Annotated in this window: 16 protein-coding genes; 6 read left to right on the forward strand and 10 right to left on the reverse strand. The window is 45.3% G+C overall.

Features of this window, described 5'->3' with window-relative positions; genetic code table 11:
* Positions 1 to 113 precede the first annotated feature (113 nt).
* On the forward strand, positions 114 to 1,652 hold the full coding sequence (gene mltF / locus AACT21_RS14315) for a membrane-bound lytic murein transglycosylase MltF (protein WP_019282955.1): 1,539 nt from the start codon (positions 114 to 116) through the stop codon (positions 1,650 to 1,652).
* Between the two features lie 209 nt (positions 1,653 to 1,861).
* Positions 1,862 to 1,996, forward strand: a complete 135-nt coding sequence (locus tag AACT21_RS14320) for a hypothetical protein (protein WP_254917022.1) — start codon at positions 1,862 to 1,864, stop codon at positions 1,994 to 1,996.
* Positions 1,997 to 2,033: 37 nt separating this feature from the next.
* On the opposite strand, the gene tadA is transcribed toward AACT21_RS14320, so the two are convergent.
* Entirely contained in the window at positions 2,034 to 2,549 is a 516-nt protein-coding gene (gene tadA, locus AACT21_RS14325; RefSeq protein WP_170935168.1) for a tRNA adenosine(34) deaminase TadA, read from the reverse strand.
* Positions 2,550 to 2,569: 20 nt separating this feature from the next.
* Complete coding sequence (locus tag AACT21_RS14330; protein WP_019281152.1) at positions 2,570 to 3,457, reverse strand: LysR family transcriptional regulator; 888 nt, start codon at positions 3,455 to 3,457, stop codon at positions 2,570 to 2,572.
* Positions 3,458 to 3,583: 126 nt separating this feature from the next.
* Here AACT21_RS14330 and AACT21_RS14335 point away from each other — a divergent pair, with 126 nt between their 5' ends.
* Together AACT21_RS14335 and fghA are read left to right on the forward strand one after the other, a co-directional pair.
* Positions 3,584 to 4,717, forward strand: coding sequence for an S-(hydroxymethyl)glutathione dehydrogenase/class III alcohol dehydrogenase (locus tag AACT21_RS14335; protein ID WP_017045590.1), 1,134 nt, complete (start codon positions 3,584 to 3,586; stop codon positions 4,715 to 4,717).
* Between the two features lie 51 nt (positions 4,718 to 4,768).
* Positions 4,769 to 5,611, forward strand: a complete 843-nt coding sequence (gene fghA / locus AACT21_RS14340) for an S-formylglutathione hydrolase (protein ID WP_094164456.1) — start codon at positions 4,769 to 4,771, stop codon at positions 5,609 to 5,611.
* 63 nt (positions 5,612 to 5,674) lie between these two features.
* Here fghA and AACT21_RS14345 read toward each other — a convergent pair whose 3' ends face one another.
* The 5 genes from AACT21_RS14345 to AACT21_RS14365 form a co-directional block, all read right to left on the reverse strand.
* A complete protein-coding gene (locus AACT21_RS14345) occupies positions 5,675 to 7,234 on the reverse strand; it encodes an AbgT family transporter (RefSeq protein ID WP_094164457.1) in 1,560 nt (519 codons plus the stop codon).
* Between the two features lie 256 nt (positions 7,235 to 7,490).
* A complete protein-coding gene (locus AACT21_RS14350; RefSeq protein ID WP_013857425.1) occupies positions 7,491 to 7,904 on the reverse strand; it encodes a type IV pilus modification PilV family protein in 414 nt (137 codons plus the stop codon).
* Complete coding sequence (locus AACT21_RS14355; RefSeq protein WP_094164458.1) at positions 7,894 to 9,201, reverse strand: hypothetical protein; 1,308 nt, start codon at positions 9,199 to 9,201, stop codon at positions 7,894 to 7,896. The genes AACT21_RS14350 and AACT21_RS14355 overlap by 11 nt, the downstream gene beginning before the upstream one ends.
* Positions 9,192 to 9,860 (reverse strand): PilW family protein, encoded by a 669-nt coding sequence (locus AACT21_RS14360; protein WP_094164459.1) that lies wholly within the window; start codon positions 9,858 to 9,860, stop codon positions 9,192 to 9,194. Before AACT21_RS14360 ends, AACT21_RS14355 begins: the two co-directional genes overlap by 10 nt.
* Positions 9,838 to 10,338: a GspH/FimT family pseudopilin gene (locus tag AACT21_RS14365; RefSeq protein WP_017043370.1), complete on the reverse strand. Its 501-nt coding sequence runs from the start codon at positions 10,336 to 10,338 to the stop codon at positions 9,838 to 9,840. The genes AACT21_RS14360 and AACT21_RS14365 overlap by 23 nt, the downstream gene beginning before the upstream one ends.
* A 102-nt stretch (positions 10,339 to 10,440) precedes the next feature.
* On the opposite strand from AACT21_RS14365, the gene AACT21_RS14370 reads away from it, so the two are divergent.
* Positions 10,441 to 10,872 (forward strand): type IV pilin protein, encoded by a 432-nt coding sequence (locus AACT21_RS14370; RefSeq protein WP_176430238.1) that lies wholly within the window; start codon positions 10,441 to 10,443, stop codon positions 10,870 to 10,872.
* Between the two features lie 109 nt (positions 10,873 to 10,981).
* Here AACT21_RS14370 and dnaJ read toward each other — a convergent pair whose 3' ends face one another.
* The 3 genes from dnaJ to grpE form a co-directional block, all read right to left on the reverse strand.
* Positions 10,982 to 12,124 (reverse strand): molecular chaperone DnaJ, encoded by a 1,143-nt coding sequence (dnaJ, locus tag AACT21_RS14375; RefSeq protein WP_026027474.1) that lies wholly within the window; start codon positions 12,122 to 12,124, stop codon positions 10,982 to 10,984.
* Between the two features lie 286 nt (positions 12,125 to 12,410).
* Positions 12,411 to 14,318 (reverse strand): molecular chaperone DnaK, encoded by a 1,908-nt coding sequence (dnaK, locus tag AACT21_RS14380; protein WP_013857431.1) that lies wholly within the window; start codon positions 14,316 to 14,318, stop codon positions 12,411 to 12,413.
* Positions 14,319 to 14,662: 344 nt separating this feature from the next.
* Positions 14,663 to 15,262, reverse strand: a complete 600-nt coding sequence (grpE, locus tag AACT21_RS14385) for a nucleotide exchange factor GrpE (RefSeq protein ID WP_038148829.1) — start codon at positions 15,260 to 15,262, stop codon at positions 14,663 to 14,665.
* A 142-nt stretch (positions 15,263 to 15,404) separates the two neighbouring features.
* Here grpE and nadK point away from each other — a divergent pair, with 142 nt between their 5' ends.
* A complete protein-coding gene (gene nadK / locus AACT21_RS14390; RefSeq protein ID WP_013857433.1) occupies positions 15,405 to 16,289 on the forward strand; it encodes an NAD(+) kinase in 885 nt (294 codons plus the stop codon).
* Positions 16,290 to 16,321: the final 32 nt, after the last annotated feature.

Genomic DNA, 16,321 nt, shown 5'->3' on the forward strand with positions numbered 1-16,321 from the left:
CAGCCACATTAGCGTGGTCGCCGACACTTTTTCATCCGTTTTTGATCTGAAACTTTGCCAATATGGCCGCCTTTGATATAAAGGCAGTAATTGATGTAAGAGATCGCTCATAAATGCCAAAGTATTATCTGATTCAGCTTCATCGCTCATTGTCCATTTTCCTACTCACTCTTTTTGTCGTCGGTTGCCAAATCGATTCAGATCCTAAAAGCGAGCTTGACCATATTCGTGAACGTGGCGTATTGCGAGTGGGTACGTTGAACAATCAACTCTCCTACTACATTGGCCCAGATGGCCCTGCAGGGCTGGACTACGAACTAGCGCGCGAATTTGCCAATCAGCTTGGGGTTAAACTAGAGATGAAACCCGCTTATCGGTTGTCTAGTCTCTTTCCTGCACTGAAAAATGGGGAAATCGACGTTGTTGCAGCAGGGTTAAGTCAATCGAATCAACGCTTGAATGAGTACAGAACAGGGCCCGCTTATTACTATGTCAGCCAACAAGTCGTCTATAAGAAAGGCAACTGGCGTCCAAGAAATTTAAAACAATTACTGGAAAAACAACCGGAACTGATTGCTGGGCATGAAGGTGACAGCGTTTTTTCTATCGTGAATGAATCCCACTTTGAAAATACGCTCAGCGACATTAAACAGATCTACCCAGAGTTTCAGTACAATGTGAATAATAACGCCGACGTTAACGACCTTTTAAAACAGGTTTCGAATGGCGAACTGCTATTTACCATGGCAGATTCGGTCGAAGTCTCGCTGTCGCAGCGAATCTACCCTGACTTAGCCGTCGCCTTTGAATTAACTGAAGATCAGCCTATCGCTTGGTATATGCGTCGCTCTGAAGATGAAAGCTTATACGCCTTGATGATTGAGTTTTTTGGCAACCTTAAACAATCTGGTCAATTAGCGGCCTTGGAAGAGAAATATATTGGTCACGTGGGCACGTTTGATTATGTCGATACGCGCGCCTTTATTAGAGCACTCGATGTCCGCTTACCAAAATGGGCCCCTCTTTTCCAACAATATTCTGACGAGTTTGATTGGCGATTGATTGCCGCCTTAGCTTATCAAGAGTCTCATTGGAATCCGTTAGCTAAATCCCCCACCGGAGTCCGCGGTATGATGATGTTGACTCTCCCTACGGCAAGAAGTGTTGGTGTCGCCAATCGACTTGATCCGGAACAATCGATTCGTGGTGGTGTCGAATACCTGCGTCGGATGGTACAGCGTATACCAGACTCCATCCCAGAACATGAGAAAATTTGGTTTGCTCTCGCTTCCTATAACGTCGGCTATGGGCATATGATGGATGCAAGACGCTTAACCAAGCAACAAGGTGCGAACCCTGATTCATGGACTGAAGTCAAAGAACGCCTCCCTCAACTGAGACAAAAGAAATACTTCAGCCAGACTCGATATGGCTACGCGCGAGGTGACGAAGCCAAGGCCTACGTTGAAAATATTCGTCGCTATTATCAAAGTATTATTGGCCATGTTGATCAACAAAAGCAGATAGACAATAGTTCAGGTACTGATGATTTGGTTGTGATCAGTATTGAGGAGGAGGAGGCCGCGTTAGAAGCTATGGAATCGGCCGATGAGGCGCAGGATAATCAGTATCTCGACCCCATAGCTCAATAAGCATAATAATAGCTAAATCTTCCACGTTGAACGAAAATTGCACACTTGATTTCCAAGTGTGCAGCCCATACATCAAAACGTGAAAAAGATCGTTTCCTAAGTTTCATATTATGGTAACAATCCTGCACTATAAAGGCAGATTAAGATTGTCATAAGGCACCCTAAACCATTAGGGATCATTGTCAAAACTCAGCAGTAGGAGGTTGTTTATGCTTAAACGTAAAAAGCTATCAAAACACCTTAATAAAACGGTGGCAGCGAACCGTCGTAAGCGTATGTTATCCAATAATAAAAAGAAAATTATCTGGCGTAACCGTGCGTTTATGCAATTAATCTCTGCTTAACCTTCAGCGGCAAACATCTACTCAAAGTGGATGTTTGCTAAAACCCATCACTCTGTTGCTTATTCCGCTGTTTTTCCGCCTGTATCTCTGCGCGTCTTCGTCTAAAAAAAGATTGCAGTTGCTCCCGACACTCCTCTTCTAACAATCCTTTATCGACCGTCGCGTAATGATAGGAGGCTTGGCTTTCAAATAAATTCAGCACCGTACCGGCCGCCCCAGCTTTGAGATCTGGAGCGCCAAAGACAATCCTTTTGACTCGGCTATGCAGCAGTGCGCCTGCGCACATTGGACAGGGCTCTAAAGTGACGTATAAGGTAGTATCAAGCAAACGATAATTTTGTAACCGTTGACCTGCTTGACGCAAAGCCTGAATTTCAGCGTGCGCTGTCGCATCATGTTGACCAATAGAGGCATTCCAACCTTCAGCAATGATTTCGCCATCTTTAACAAGCACAGCGCCCACAGGCACTTCACCTGCTTGTTCTGCAAGATTGGCAAGCGCGATGGCTCGGCGCATAAACTTTTGATCTTGAACGGTAAACTGTGTATTCATATATCCTATTTTCTCTTTCACTAGCCTTTGCCGTTAGCGGACGATAGCCGTTCTGCCAGAAAATCCACCAGCAGCCTAACTTTTGAGGACAAATGGCGATTTTGTGGGTATAAGGCCCATACACCTTCACGATCATCTCGGTACTGATGTAGCACTTCTTGCAACTCACCCGAGAGCAAATACGGCTCTACATAATAGTCGGGCAATTGTGCGATTCCAATCCCTTGCAACGCGGCATTCAATAACGCCACACCGCTGTTGCATTTAATTTTTCCTTTAACACCGATTTCACGAGAGCGTTGCTGATCCTTAAATCGCCAATAGTTCATAGTGCCTTGTAAACATTGGTGATGAACCAACTCTGACAATGAATAGGGAGTGCCATATTTCACCAAATAGTCAGGGCTAGCGCAGACAAACAGTTGTCGGTTGGATAACTTTTTGCCAATAAAACTCGAATCATCTAACTGCCCTAATCGTACGGCGACATCAATTCCTTCCGCAATCAGATCCAATTTTTGGTTAGTGAGTATCAGTTCCAACTCCAATTGAGGATGTAACTGTAAAAACTCATGCAGCAAAGGCGCGACTTTCTGCTCACCATAAGTCACCGGAGCGGTCACTTTCAGTAAACCTGACGGCGTTTGCTGCATCTGCGTGACAGCAAGATCAGCCTGCGCTAAGCCTTCAACCAATTGCCGACACTGATGATAATAGAGTTGACCCGCTTCGGTCAGGGAGACTCGCCGCGTGGTACGTTGCAACAACTTTACCGCCAAGCGCTCTTCTAATAGCGCAATACGTCGGCTGACATTCGCTACTGATGTCGATAGTTTGTGCGCTGCTGCGGTAAAACTTCCAGTTTCAGCCACCGCAACAAATTCATGAATGCCTTCCCAACTCGCCATCTTAATTATTACTGATAAGTAAAAGTGATTCTTATTTTAGACCGATTATCAAATTTCAAGAAGGGAATATACTGTCACTCTCCCCAACTCACTTGAAACTTCAAGTAATGTGCAAAGGAAAATCTTATGTCATCACATCAATTCATTAAATCTCGCGCGGCGATTGCGTGGGGGCCAAATCAACCGCTAAAAGTCGAGGAGGTTGACGTTATGTTGCCCCAAAAAGGCGAAGTGTTGGTGCGTATTATTGCGAGCGGCGTTTGTCATACCGATGCCTTTACGCTATCTGGTGAGGACCCTGAAGGGATTTTTCCGGTTATCCTCGGCCACGAAGGCGGCGGTATCGTTGAGAGGATTGGTGAAGGGGTAACCAGCGTCGAGGTAGGAGATCATGTCATTCCCTTGTACACCGCAGAGTGTGGTGAATGCAAATTCTGTAAATCAGGTAAAACCAACCTGTGCCAAGCAGTACGTGAAACGCAAGGAAAAGGATTAATGCCGGATGGCACTACACGTTTCTATAAAGACGGCCAACCCATTTTCCATTATATGGGTTGCTCCACCTTTTCTGAGTATACCGTGTTGCCAGAAATTTCCTTGGCTAAGGTCAATAAAGCGGCGCCATTAGAAGAGGTCTGCTTGCTCGGTTGTGGTGTCACAACGGGCATGGGCGCGGTGCTCAATACGGCCAAAGTTAAACAAGGTGATACTGTGGCCATCTTTGGCCTAGGCGGCATCGGGCTTTCCGCCATTATTGGCGCAAGAATGGCCGGTGCCAGCCGTATTATTGGCATTGATATCAATGAGAGTAAGTTTGAGCTTGCTACTCAGCTTGGTGCAACGGACTGCCTGAACCCGAAAACTCTGACTAAGCCAATCCAAGAAGTGATTATTGAGATGACTGATGGCGGTGTTGATTTTTCTTTTGAGTGCATCGGTAACGTCAATGTAATGCGCCAAGCGTTAGAATGCTGCCATAAAGGCTGGGGAGAATCGGTCATTATTGGTGTGGCTGGCGCGGGCCAAGAAATATCAACTCGCCCTTTCCAATTAGTGACGGGCCGAGTATGGCGTGGTAGTGCATTTGGCGGCGTAAAAGGCCGCTCGGAACTGCCACACATTGTCGAGCGCTATCTGGCAGGCGAATTTGGTTTGCAAGAGTTTATTACCCATACCATGGGTTTAGAGGATATCAACCAAGCCTTTGATTTAATGCATAAAGGCGAAAGTATTCGTTCTGTGATTCATTTTGACCAATAAGCCTTAATAGTCAGCCCTTTTCTCTTAAAGGGCTGGGTGGGGAAACTTGCTATGCACATTGAAAACATTAGCCAAGCCAAAGTATTTGAAGGCTGGCATAAACAGTACACGCATTCATCACAAGTACTAGGGTGCAGTATGCGTTTTGCTATTTATCTTCCACCTCAAGCGGCCTATCAATCGGTTCCGGTGTTGTATTGGTTATCCGGCTTAACATGCAGCGATGAAAACTTCATGCAAAAAGCTGGCGCATTTCAAAGCGCGGCTAAGCTCGGTATCGCGATTGTTGCCGCCGATACCAGCCCAAGAGGTGAAGGTGTTCCTGACGACCCGCAAGGAGCGTATGATTTTGGCCTTGGCGCAGGATTTTACCTCAACGCAACTCAAGCGCCTTGGGATAAGTACTACCAAATGTACAGCTACATTGTGCAAGAACTTCCAGCCTTAATAGAGCAACATTTTCCCGTAAACCAACAGCGAGCGATTGCAGGACACAGTATGGGTGGCCATGGTGCATTAACCATCGGATTGAAAAACCCTCAACGCTATCGCTCGATTTCAGCCTTTAGCCCGATAAGCAACCCAATACACTGCCCTTGGGGGCAAAAAGCATTTCGCCACTACCTTGGTAGTAACCTGCAAGATTGGAAACAATACGATGCGGTTGAATTGCTCACCACTCACTCATCATCCTTACCCATTTTGGTTGACCAAGGAGAGGAAGACCCGTTTTTACACGAACAGCTTAAACCTGAACGCTTACTCGCCGCTGCACAAGCGAGTAATAGCCCACTCTCGTTAAGAATGCATAAAGGTTATGATCACAGTTATTTTTTCATTCAAAGTTTCATTGATGATCACTTAGCATTTCACGCACAGCATCTGCACAAATAAGATTGAAAAAGCCCGCGATACACTCGCGGGCTTTAAATTCAGACTCGATAAATAATGTTAACGCTACAAGCTGTATGTGTAAGGCGCTTGCACCCCTAGCGGAATACCAAAAGCCCAGTAAGCGAGCAGGAACAGCGTCCAACCAATCAGCATCGCAATGGAGAAAGGCATCATCATTGAAGCCAAGGTGCCAATGCCCGTCGATTTTACATAACGTTGGCAATACACCACGACTAATGGGAAGAAGACCATCAGTGGAGAGATAATGTTAGAAACCGAATCGCCCACGCGGTAAGCCGCTTGCGATAGCTCGGGAGAAATCCCTACCGCCATCAGCATAGGTACCAGAATTGGACCAATCAATGCCCATTTTGCCGAGGCCGAACCCACCAGCAAATTAACGCTAGCCGTGAGTAAAATCATCCCCACAATCGTTGCTTGGCCGGGTAAGTCCATCGCTTTTAAGCCTTCAGCGCCATACAATGCCAACATAGTACCAATATTAGACTGACCAAACGCTGATAGGAACTGAGCACAGAAGAACGACATCACTATGTATGCGCCCATCGTAGCCATGGTGCCAGACATCGCTTTTATCACGTCATTACTGTTTTTAAAGGTGCCAGCCACTCGGCCATACACAATTCCCGGAATAATGAACAAGATAAAAATCAAAGGAACGATCGACTTCATCACTGGCGCAGAAAAGGCCGTTAGCTCACCATCAGGCGAACGCAGTGCTGAGTTTTCTGGGATCAAAGCCGCTACTAGTAATGCAATACCTACCACCATTGCCCAGCCAGCAAAACGAAATGCTCTCGATTCCGTTGCGCTGAATGTTCCTAGATCAGGCGCTATTTCCGCATCTTCATCGACAGGCATATTCGCTAGACGAGGTTCAATAATTTTCTCAGTCACATACCAACCAATCGCGACGATGATCACCGAAGATAAACCCGTGAAGAAAATATTCGCCAGCGGATTCACTATGTATTGAGGATCCAAAATTTGTGCGGCGGTTTGTGTAAAACCAGCGAGCAAAGGATCAATACCAGAAGGGATAAAGTTCGCTGAAAAGCCACCAGAAACACCAGCAAATGCGGCTGCAATACCGGCCAGTGGATGACGCCCTGCCGCATGGAAAATAATCCCACCCAGAGGAATAACCAATACATAACCAGCATCAGCAGCCGTATGCGACACTATCGCCACCAAAATCAGCATCGGTGTTAGTAGTTTCGCTGGCGTGAAATTTAGCATTTTCTTAAGGCCTGTAGTGATAAACCCTGAAGAATCAGCCACTCCCACACCGAGCATGGCAACCAGCACGATACCTAGCGGCGCAAAGCTGGTGAATGTGGTCACCATATTGGCTAGAAAACTCGCGAGCGCTTTACCTGTCAGTAAGTTATTCACTTGCAATGCTTCACCCGTTCGAGGGTTGCTCAAATCAAATGTCACATTCGATAACAGTGCCGATGAAACCCAAACAATAATCAGTGCCCAGAAGAACAAAATCGCAGGGTCAGGAATTTTATTTCCTGCACGTTCAATAAAATTTAAAAAGCGATCCATACCGCTCGGCTTCGGAAATGGTGCTTGTTTTACGACTTGGTTACTCATTCGTAACTCCATATGTGATGTTGCTGCTGTAGGCCTATATCAATTTATTTAGCCGACCTATTAATCGTCGGTTATTCTATAAAAAAGCCTCAACTAAAGCACAAGCTTCTACAGTTTTTTACAAAAACGGGGACATATTTTGCAAAAATGGCATTCCGCCACAACAATCCAAACACATTCTTATGCTCTTTTTTCCTACAAATCAGTAACCAATTTGCAAAATCAAATATTTCATTTTTGTATAAGCATCGAGACGCTAATCAAACTCACTGAACTGCGAAATCATGGTTTTCAGCTCAACCGACTGCTTATTTCCCTGACGATCATGCCAATAGGACTCGATATAAATGGTTTTCAGTGAGCCCGATAAAGAGACCGTTGGTACTGACCAACTGAGCGTATAAAAGGGATGTGAGTTATCTTGTCCGTTAACAATATCACTATCAAAATTCGCTGGCGTGAGAGTAGAAATCGCGGCAGAAGCGCCACGGCTACGAAACCATTCCAACTTTTGTTCGGCCAAATGTAGTGCTTCGATACTATGAACGGCAAAATCCGCCTTTTGCTCAACCAACACTTGTAATTTGACCAAACCCAGTGCCCCAACACCAATTAGAACAAACGATATCATTACTTCTATTAGGCTAAATCCTTGCTGTTTAGAGATCATTCCATGAACCTTTTTGCCATCTAGGTGGAACCGAAAAGGAAAAGCTGTTTTCAATATCACTGTTATATTGCAAACGTAGCGAGTTATAAAATAGTGCTATCTGACCTTGGGTATCAAAGGCCATTCCTCCGGTAAATTGAAAAGATCCCGACTGTAAGTAGGTAGCGTGCTTTGGCGTCAAGGTGGTAGCGCTGCCGTACAATGTTTTTATCGGTGCATCAAAATTAGCATTGAGATCCGCGATGAGTTCAGTATCAAATCCATTCCAATTTGCCGTATCAGCGGTAAATCCACTGTTAAAGTGAAAGAGCACCCCTTGAATGCTGCCACTCCCTCGAATCCCTAATACACCATTATGCACCAGCAAAAAAAGGTAAGTTCCAGGATGAGCATTTTGTATGGTTGATATTATATCAATCGATGCTTGGTTCAGTTGACAACTGCCATCAATCCATACTTGATTGGGCTGACCAAGAACCAAAGCACCTTTAAATTTCGAAACACAATCAACATCACCACTGGTCATTGTGTAACTCAAGAACTTAAATTCAGTATCGTCGCGTGCTTTTTCCCATTCTCCCCGTTCGTAACCAAAGAGATCTTTAAATGGGTTTAGCGTTTCATCTCGGTAAATATCATTTTTGACATCGACTGCCTCATAAAGACCGCGACTATTTTTCCAAATACCGCTTTGTGAACTACTGTTCGTTTTATGCGTCGGCGCGCAATCGGCACTATTGTCAAAAACAGCGCTTGGTTTTTGAATAGCACTCCCAACACCATTATTTGTCACTCCCGCCGTAGCAATAACATATTTAGCAACGGCGATAGCCGCGCATTCATATTTCCCATCACTATTTTGGGGCCCGGGATCTGGTGGAGAAATAAGTGTAGAGCCAAACACTATTAAGTCTGAAGTAGAGCGAATGGCTCCTGGACTTCTCCCACGTTGAAACAGAATGTTCTTTTTCAACGTCGTCATTTGATACTGGGACATAAGTGTACTGGCGTTAGTAGGGTCTGCAGAGAGGTACGTTAACTCTAAATCGACACACAAGGTATTGAGGTTATTTGGAATTGAACTATTTTTATTGTTCACAATATGGCTATAACCACACTCAAGCCCCCCTTCTGCTCGCCAATGCTGTTGCCTCGCTTGCACCTCATTTTGTGCTCGTTTGATCTGAAAAAAGAGCGAACGGTAGGAGCCTAATGCCACCACTAAAGCGAGCACCAACAAAAGCGTGGTGATCAATAACGTTACAGCGCCTTGCTGAGCTTGCTTCATTACTGCCAATTCCTTTGTTTTATTGCCACTCCAAATGATGTTGATACACGGCTATCCCCCACCAACTCTGCCGCCATAGAGATCGTCATGTAGGCTGAGCTCACACCATTCGCCGCTAATGATGCTCGCTGGACTTGAAAATGAGTCACATTAATCTGGTTAGTATCAAAAATAGCAGAGCAACCAGCCGTCGCTTGGGAAACGGTTTTGGCCCCTGAAATCACAGACGTCGGCCTGTCACAGACACCCAACGCGCCAGAAGTCATGACAAACCCAACATTTCTGATCTGTTTCGTTGCCCCCGTATCATCAAGGTAGGCATACGCGAGCGTTGATTGGTCGGCCGAAACAAAAACGATATCATCGCTATCCAATAACGTGAGTGAGTTACCATGACCGCCATCATAACCTGCACGTTGAATATCTTGTTTGAGGTATTGCAGCGCGCCCGTCACTTGTTGCAGTAGTAGTAGCTCCTTGCCTCTTTCGGTCGCTACCTTCTGCCCAGTGATGAATACAGAGCCGATAATGGCTATCGCAATCAAGCCAAGCATGGATGCCACCATGAACTCAATTAACGTTGCCCCCATCTGCTTGGTTTCAGCGATATGAGCTTTATAGGTATGCTTTTTTGCTCTCGGTATGTTAGCTGCACTGCTTAAAACCAAAATAGTCTCCTCCATTACCACATAGGCGCATTCGTCCTGAAGGTCTATAGGTCGTGAATTTGAGTGCACCTTGGTGTGTTGAAAAATCAAGGCTCCCATTTACAGCTCGGCCATTAATGGCTTCAAAATGGATCTGATTTGACGGGTAATTCACCCCCAATTCAATATTGCGATAAGGTTGCCCCGATAGCGATGAAATCACTTGCCCCCCGGGATAGGTTCCTGAATTAGTCAGCACGATTTGCCATTCACCTTGGCTATTAACCGAACCCGACATGACAATATGCGCCCATAGCGGCTGCTTTCTCATTACTGCTTCCGAACGGGCGCTCATCATCAAGCCATTAATCTCACCCGCTAAACGTTGCATCTTTTGCGTATCACTGACTTGTTTGAAATTGGGAGCCGCTATCGTGAGTAAAATAGACAAAACGGAAACCGTGATAAGCAGCTCAAGTAAAGTAAACCCGCGAGCCATTTCCCAAATTCCTATGTAATTAAAATATGAAACAAAATTCACCTTGCGCGAATGCTATCACCTAATAAAAATAGCGGGTAAATCAACAAGGAACTCCACGTGATGATTCGAAATTCTAAATGCAACAACCACAACCGGCGGTCGTTCGGGATGACATTGATCGAATTATTGATTGCGGTTGTGATTATTGGCGTACTGTCTGCAATCGCTTATCCAAGTTATACCAAGCACGTTTTAAAAGGGCACCGAACCACCGCACTCGCCGATATGGGGAGAATTCAACTGGAACTGGAGCATCACTACGATAAGGGTTATGACTGGAGCGGGATCATTTCAGGGGGAAATTGCGTCATCTGTGAAAGCGATTCTGAACGCTATCAGTTTTCAGTCGCCAGCTCCGCAGCCAGTAGCTACACCATCACCGCGACGGCGCAGAGCACCAGAGGCCAAGACCAGGATGAATGTCTAACCAGCGATAAGGTCATGACATTGAAATCAACCAACGAATCCGCACCAAGCGCATGCTGGAAATAGAACACCACAAAGGTTCAGTTTATGAGGGGAGGAGAAAGTCATCCTGTATCAGGAACGAATAAGGCCTGCATTGCAGGCCTTATTGGATAGATAATAATTCAACAGTGAATTAGCTGGTTAAATCATCGAAGAACTTTTTCACGCCATTAAAGAAACCTTCCGATTTAGGCTTATGCTTATTTGCCGCTTCACCACCGCAAGTTTCTTCAAATTCACGTAATAGTTCTTTTTGACGCGCGCTCAGTTTCACTGGTGTTTCAACCACGAGTTTGACAACCAAATCACCGATCGCCCCACCGCGTACGCCTTTCACACCTTTACCACGCATACGGAACATGCGCCCTGTTTGCGTCTCTTCTGGCACTTTCAAGTTTACACGACCATCGAGTGTTGGAACTTCAACTTCACCGCCAAGTGCCGCCATAGCAAAACTTACAGGGACTTCACAGTATAAGTTGTTGCCATCGCGTTCAAAAATGTGGTGCTCTTTGACGTGAACTTGTACGTACAAATCCCCCGCTGGAGCGCCCATTTCTCCCGCTTCACCTTCGCCAGATAAACGAATGCGATCGCCCGTATCCACACCGGCTGGAATTTTAACATTAAGCGTTTTGGTTTTTTGCTTACGCCCCTGTCCATGACACACGTTACATGGGTCTTTAATGATCTTACCTTTACCATGGCAAGTCGGACAGGTTTGCTGTACAGCAAAAAATCCTTGGCGCATCTGCACTTGGCCGTGACCATGACAGGTTCCACACGTTTGCGCAGACGAGCCTTTCTTCGCGCCAGTACCTTCACAAGAATCACAATGGACCAGTGTTGGCACTTCAATCTCTTTCGAACAACCACGAACGGCCTCTTCTAAAGACAGTTCCATGTTGTAACGCAAGTCAGCACCACGTTGTGCACGCGCTTGACCACCGCCCCGACGACCACCACCGAAAATGTCACCAAAGACATCACCGAAGATATCGCCAAAATCAGCACTGCCGCCACCAAAGCCGCCACCGCCCATTCCGCCTTGTTCAAAAGCAGCATGACCGTACTGATCATAAGCCGCTTTCTTTTGCGAATCGGTTAAAATTTCATACGCTTCTTTTACTTCTTTAAACTTGTCCGAAGCGCTGTCATCCCCTTGGTTTCTATCAGGGTGAAACTTCATTGCTAGGCGCTTGTACGCCTTTTTAATATCGCGCTCAGAGGCATCTCGGCCTACGCCTAATACTTCGTAAAAATCACGTTTTGACATCTTCTTCGTCACCAATTTGTTACCGCAAACGACACGCTGCCGCTTGGTGTTTATATCGACCTAACTAATGGCTCTAGATTCTAGTGAATTCAAACTAAAAAGACACTGTTAGTTAGATGGACACCAATGAGTTTTCATTAATTACAGACATACGGGCGTAAGAGTTACCCCAAACGCCCGCATCATACCGTTGATTTCATTCTTCTCTTAGAGAAGTTAGGGTGGGTTAAACTCGCGAGCCACCCAACCCTAGCCCTCCCCGTTGAAAAGGAGGGAACTCAATCAATTACTTTTTGTCTTCTTTGACTTCTTCAAACTCAGCGTCAACGACATCGTCTTCTGCAGACTGTTGTTGGCCTTCACCCGCTTGTTGTGCTTGAGCTTTTTGCTGAGCGATCTCCATCAGTTTTTGAGCAGCAGCCATAAGCGCTTGAACTTTAGCGTCGATCGCTTCTTTGTCTTCACCTTTCTTCGCTTCTTCAAGCTCAGTAATGGCCGCTTCAATCTTCACTTTATCGTCAGCAGGAAGAGCATCACCCGCTTCTTCAATTTGCTTACGAGTACCGTGAATCATTTGGTCCGCTTGGTTACGTGCTGTCGCTAACTCTTCGAACTTTTTGTCCGCTTCTTTGTTTGCTTCAGCTTCTTGGACCATTTTCTCGATTTCAGCATCGCTCAAACCGCCAGACGCTTGGATAGTGATCTTCTGCTCTTTGCCTGTTTGTTTATCTTTCGCAGACACGTGCAAGATACCATCCGCATCCAAGTCAAACACAACTTCAATTTGTGGCATGCCACGTGGTGCAGCTTGAATACCTTCTAGGTTAAATTGACCTAGCGATTTGTTGTACATGGCTTGCTTACGCTCACCTTGTAGAACATGGATCGTTACTGCATTTTGGTTGTCTTCAGCGGTAGAGAATACTTGATTCGCTTTAGTTGGAATCGTTGTGTTTTTCTCAACCAACTTAGTCATCACGCCACCCATTGTCTCGATACCGAGAGACAGAGGCGTTACGTCAAGTAGCAGTACGTCTTTTACTTCACCCGCAAGCACACCACCTTGAATGGCCGCACCAACAGCAACCGCTTCATCTGGGTTAACATCTTTACGCGCTTCTTTGCCAAAGAATTCAGCCACTTTCTTCTGAACCATAGGCATACGAGTCTGACCACCCACTAGGATAACGTCAGTGATGTCGCCGACAGACAAGTCTGCATCAGCCAACGCCACTTTTAGTGGCTCAAGCGAACGCTGAACAAGGTCTTCCACTAGAGATTCTAGTTTCGCACGTGTCACTTTCACGTTCATGTGCTTAGGACCTGCGGCATCAGCGGTGATGTAAGGCAAGTTCACATCTGTTTGTTGCGCTGATGACAACTCAATCTTCGCTTTTTCTGCGGCTTCTTTCAGACGCTGCATCGCAAGTGGATCAGTTTTTAGGTTGATGCCTTGCTCTTTTTTAAACTCATCAACGAGATAGTTGATCATGCGGTTATCAAAGTCTTCACCACCAAGGTGTGTGTCACCGTTAGTTGCTAGAACTTCGAATGTTTTCTCGCCTTCAACTTCATCGATCTCGATGATTGAAATATCAAATGTACCACCACCAAGGTCGTATACCGCGATAACGCGATCGCCACCTTGTTTGTCCAAACCATAAGCAAGTGCAGCCGCTGTTGGTTCGTTGATGATACGTTTTACTTCAAGACCTGCAATACGACCTGCATCTTTCGTTGCTTGACGTTGTGCATCGTTAAAGTATGCAGGAACCGTAATAACGGCACCAGTAACTGGCTCACCAAGAAAATCTTCAGCTGTTTTCTTCATTTTCTTCAGAACTTCAGCTGAAACTTGAGGAGCGGCCATTTTTTGGCCTCTTGCTTCAACCCAAGCATCGCCATTATCAGCCTTCACGATTTTGTAAGGCATGATTTCAATATCACGTTGAACTTCTTCGTCTTCAAAACGACGACCGATCAAACGCTTAATTGCAAATAGCGTATTGGTTGGGTTTGTTACCGCTTGACGTTTTGCAGGCTGACCTACTAGCGTCTCACCATCTGTATATGCAATTACCGATGCAGTTGTACGTTCACCTTCAGCGTTTTCAATAACGCGAGGTTTGTCGCCATCTAAAACAGCAACACAAGAGTTAGTAGTACCTAAGTCAATACCAATGATTTTACCCATCAGGCTATCTCCAAATAAATTCTATTTTTGTTTTATGCTACCCCCTATGTGGGGGAGGGAGAACAGGGTTTCAACCCTTACTCACAAACTAAACAAGGATGTTCGTTTCTCGTATGCCCAATAAATAAGGTCACTCAGCACCTTTTCAAGGGCAAAATTGAAAAAAGTTATGATATTTCGACTAAACAGCGTAAATAACGACTTTTTCAATCCCGAAATCACTTAATGAAGGTTTCTATCTCGACATTAATCGATTTCGACATAAAAAAGAGAGGCGACGTACACCTCTCTTTGGCACTGAATAAATTAACGCCAATAAAGCATTTGGCTTATTTCGCAACTCTTTACTTTGATACCATGACCATCGCAGGGCGAATCACTCGGCCATTCAACTCATAGCCCTTTTGCATCACAAACATCACAGTGTTAGGTTCATGATCTGGGCTCTCTTGAATTGACATTGCTTGGTGCAGTTCTGGGTTGAATGTTTCGCCTTCAGGATTAATCTCTTTCAAGCCAAACTTTTCAACTACGCCAATGAAAGTTTTGTGTGTCAGTTCCACACCTTCCACCAGCGGTTTCACTACTTCGTTCTCGGCGTCAGCAGCTTGAATCGTGCGCTCTAGGTTGTCTAACACTGGCAACAACTCTTCAGCAAAACGGCTCAACGCATATTTACGCGCTTTATCGATCTCTTGCTCTGAACGGCGGCGCATATTTTCAACTTCCGCTTTCGCTCTTAGCACCGAGTCTTTTTGCTCTTGAATTTTTGCTTCGCTCGACAGTAGCGCCGCTTCTAATTGCGCAATTTGGGACTCTTTCTCATCGACTTCAACTTGTTCGTTCCAATCGATATCCGCGTCAGTACCAACGACTTCAGCTTCTTGACCCACTACTTCTTGCTGTAGTTCTTCTTCTTTGATTTTGTTTTCTTCGTTGTTCATGATATCTCCAGAATCCAACTATTTTGCGCTTAACCTCCACAGTTCAAAAAGTTAAGCACACAAAAATTCGCACAAAGGCATAACTTGCCCTTATTATGGGGATGAACAATCCTGATTCAAGCCTAATTAGTTTGGAAAATTTATGAAAAAACCATTTGAAGTGATCGCTATCATTGGAAAACCAAGAGATCAACAAGCCATTCAAACACATAAAGAGCTTTACCAATGGCTAACTTCAATGGGATATCCGGTCTTTATTGATGATCGTCTCAGTGAAATATTGGAAGGTGTACCTGCGGAACATTTCGCTAGCCTGCTTGAAATCGGCAAAAAAGCAGACCTTGCGGTTGTGGTTGGGGGCGATGGCAATATGCTCGGTGCCGCACGCGTATTATCACGCTTCGACATTTCCGTGATTGGGGTGAATCGTGGCAATTTAGGATTTTTGACCGATCTCAACCCAGAAGATTTTCAACCAAGGCTACTTGCAGTACTCAATGGCGAATATTTAGAAGAACAACGCTTCTTACTGGAAACAGAAATTCATCGCCACGGGCAAGTCAAAAGCCATAATGCAGCGCTTAATGAAGCCGTATTACACCCCGGAAAAATTGCACATATGATTGAATTTGAAGTCTATATAGATAATAGCTTCGCTTTTTCTCAACGCTCTGATGGCCTTATCGTTTCTACCCCAACGGGCTCTACCGCTTATTCACTTTCTGGCGGCGGGCCGATTTTATCCCCCAGTTTAAACGCCATTACACTGGTTCCCATGTTCCCGCATACCCTTTCAAGCCGCCCCTTAGTTGTGGATGGCAACCGCCAGATAAAACTGCTGGTTTCGCCTGATAATCGCGGAACACAGGAAGTTAGCTGCGATGGACAAGTATCCCTACCGGTTTCCCCCGGTGATGAAGTGCATATTTACCAAAGCCCAAATATTCTAAAGCTCATTCATCCTAAAGATTACAGCTACTATCACGTGTTAAGAAAGAAACTGGGTTGGTCGAGTAAATTGTTTTAAACCAACCTCTTCACCTTCTATTGACTGTCGAC

This window comes from Vibrio sp. V08_P9A1T1, from assembly GCF_963874405.1.
Classification (GTDB): Bacteria; Pseudomonadota; Gammaproteobacteria; order Enterobacterales; family Vibrionaceae; genus Vibrio; species Vibrio anguillarum.

What these genes read in the sequence shown, in the direction of transcription:
- mltF (WP_019282955.1), top strand. Translation starts at nt 114, where the DNA reads ATGCCAAAGTATTATCTGATTCAGCTTCATCGCTCATTGTCCATTTTC.
- AACT21_RS14320 (WP_254917022.1), top strand. Translation starts at nt 1,862, where the DNA reads ATGCTTAAACGTAAAAAGCTATCAAAACACCTTAATAAAACGGTGGCA.
- tadA (WP_170935168.1), bottom strand. Translation starts at nt 2,549, where the DNA reads ATGAATACACAGTTTACCGTTCAAGATCAAAAGTTTATGCGCCGAGCC.
- AACT21_RS14330 (WP_019281152.1), bottom strand. Translation starts at nt 3,457, where the DNA reads ATGGCGAGTTGGGAAGGCATTCATGAATTTGTTGCGGTGGCTGAAACT.
- AACT21_RS14335 (WP_017045590.1), top strand. Translation starts at nt 3,584, where the DNA reads ATGTCATCACATCAATTCATTAAATCTCGCGCGGCGATTGCGTGGGGG.
- fghA (WP_094164456.1), top strand. Translation starts at nt 4,769, where the DNA reads ATGCACATTGAAAACATTAGCCAAGCCAAAGTATTTGAAGGCTGGCAT.
- AACT21_RS14345 (WP_094164457.1), bottom strand. Translation starts at nt 7,234, where the DNA reads ATGAGTAACCAAGTCGTAAAACAAGCACCATTTCCGAAGCCGAGCGGT.
- AACT21_RS14350 (WP_013857425.1), bottom strand. Translation starts at nt 7,904, where the DNA reads ATGATCTCTAAACAGCAAGGATTTAGCCTAATAGAAGTAATGATATCG.
- AACT21_RS14365 (WP_017043370.1), bottom strand. Translation starts at nt 10,338, where the DNA reads ATGGCTCGCGGGTTTACTTTACTTGAGCTGCTTATCACGGTTTCCGTT.
- AACT21_RS14370 (WP_176430238.1), top strand. Translation starts at nt 10,441, where the DNA reads ATGATTCGAAATTCTAAATGCAACAACCACAACCGGCGGTCGTTCGGG.
- dnaJ (WP_026027474.1), bottom strand. Translation starts at nt 12,124, where the DNA reads ATGTCAAAACGTGATTTTTACGAAGTATTAGGCGTAGGCCGAGATGCC.
- dnaK (WP_013857431.1), bottom strand. Translation starts at nt 14,318, where the DNA reads ATGGGTAAAATCATTGGTATTGACTTAGGTACTACTAACTCTTGTGTT.
- grpE (WP_038148829.1), bottom strand. Translation starts at nt 15,262, where the DNA reads ATGAACAACGAAGAAAACAAAATCAAAGAAGAAGAACTACAGCAAGAA.
- nadK (WP_013857433.1), top strand. Translation starts at nt 15,405, where the DNA reads ATGAAAAAACCATTTGAAGTGATCGCTATCATTGGAAAACCAAGAGAT.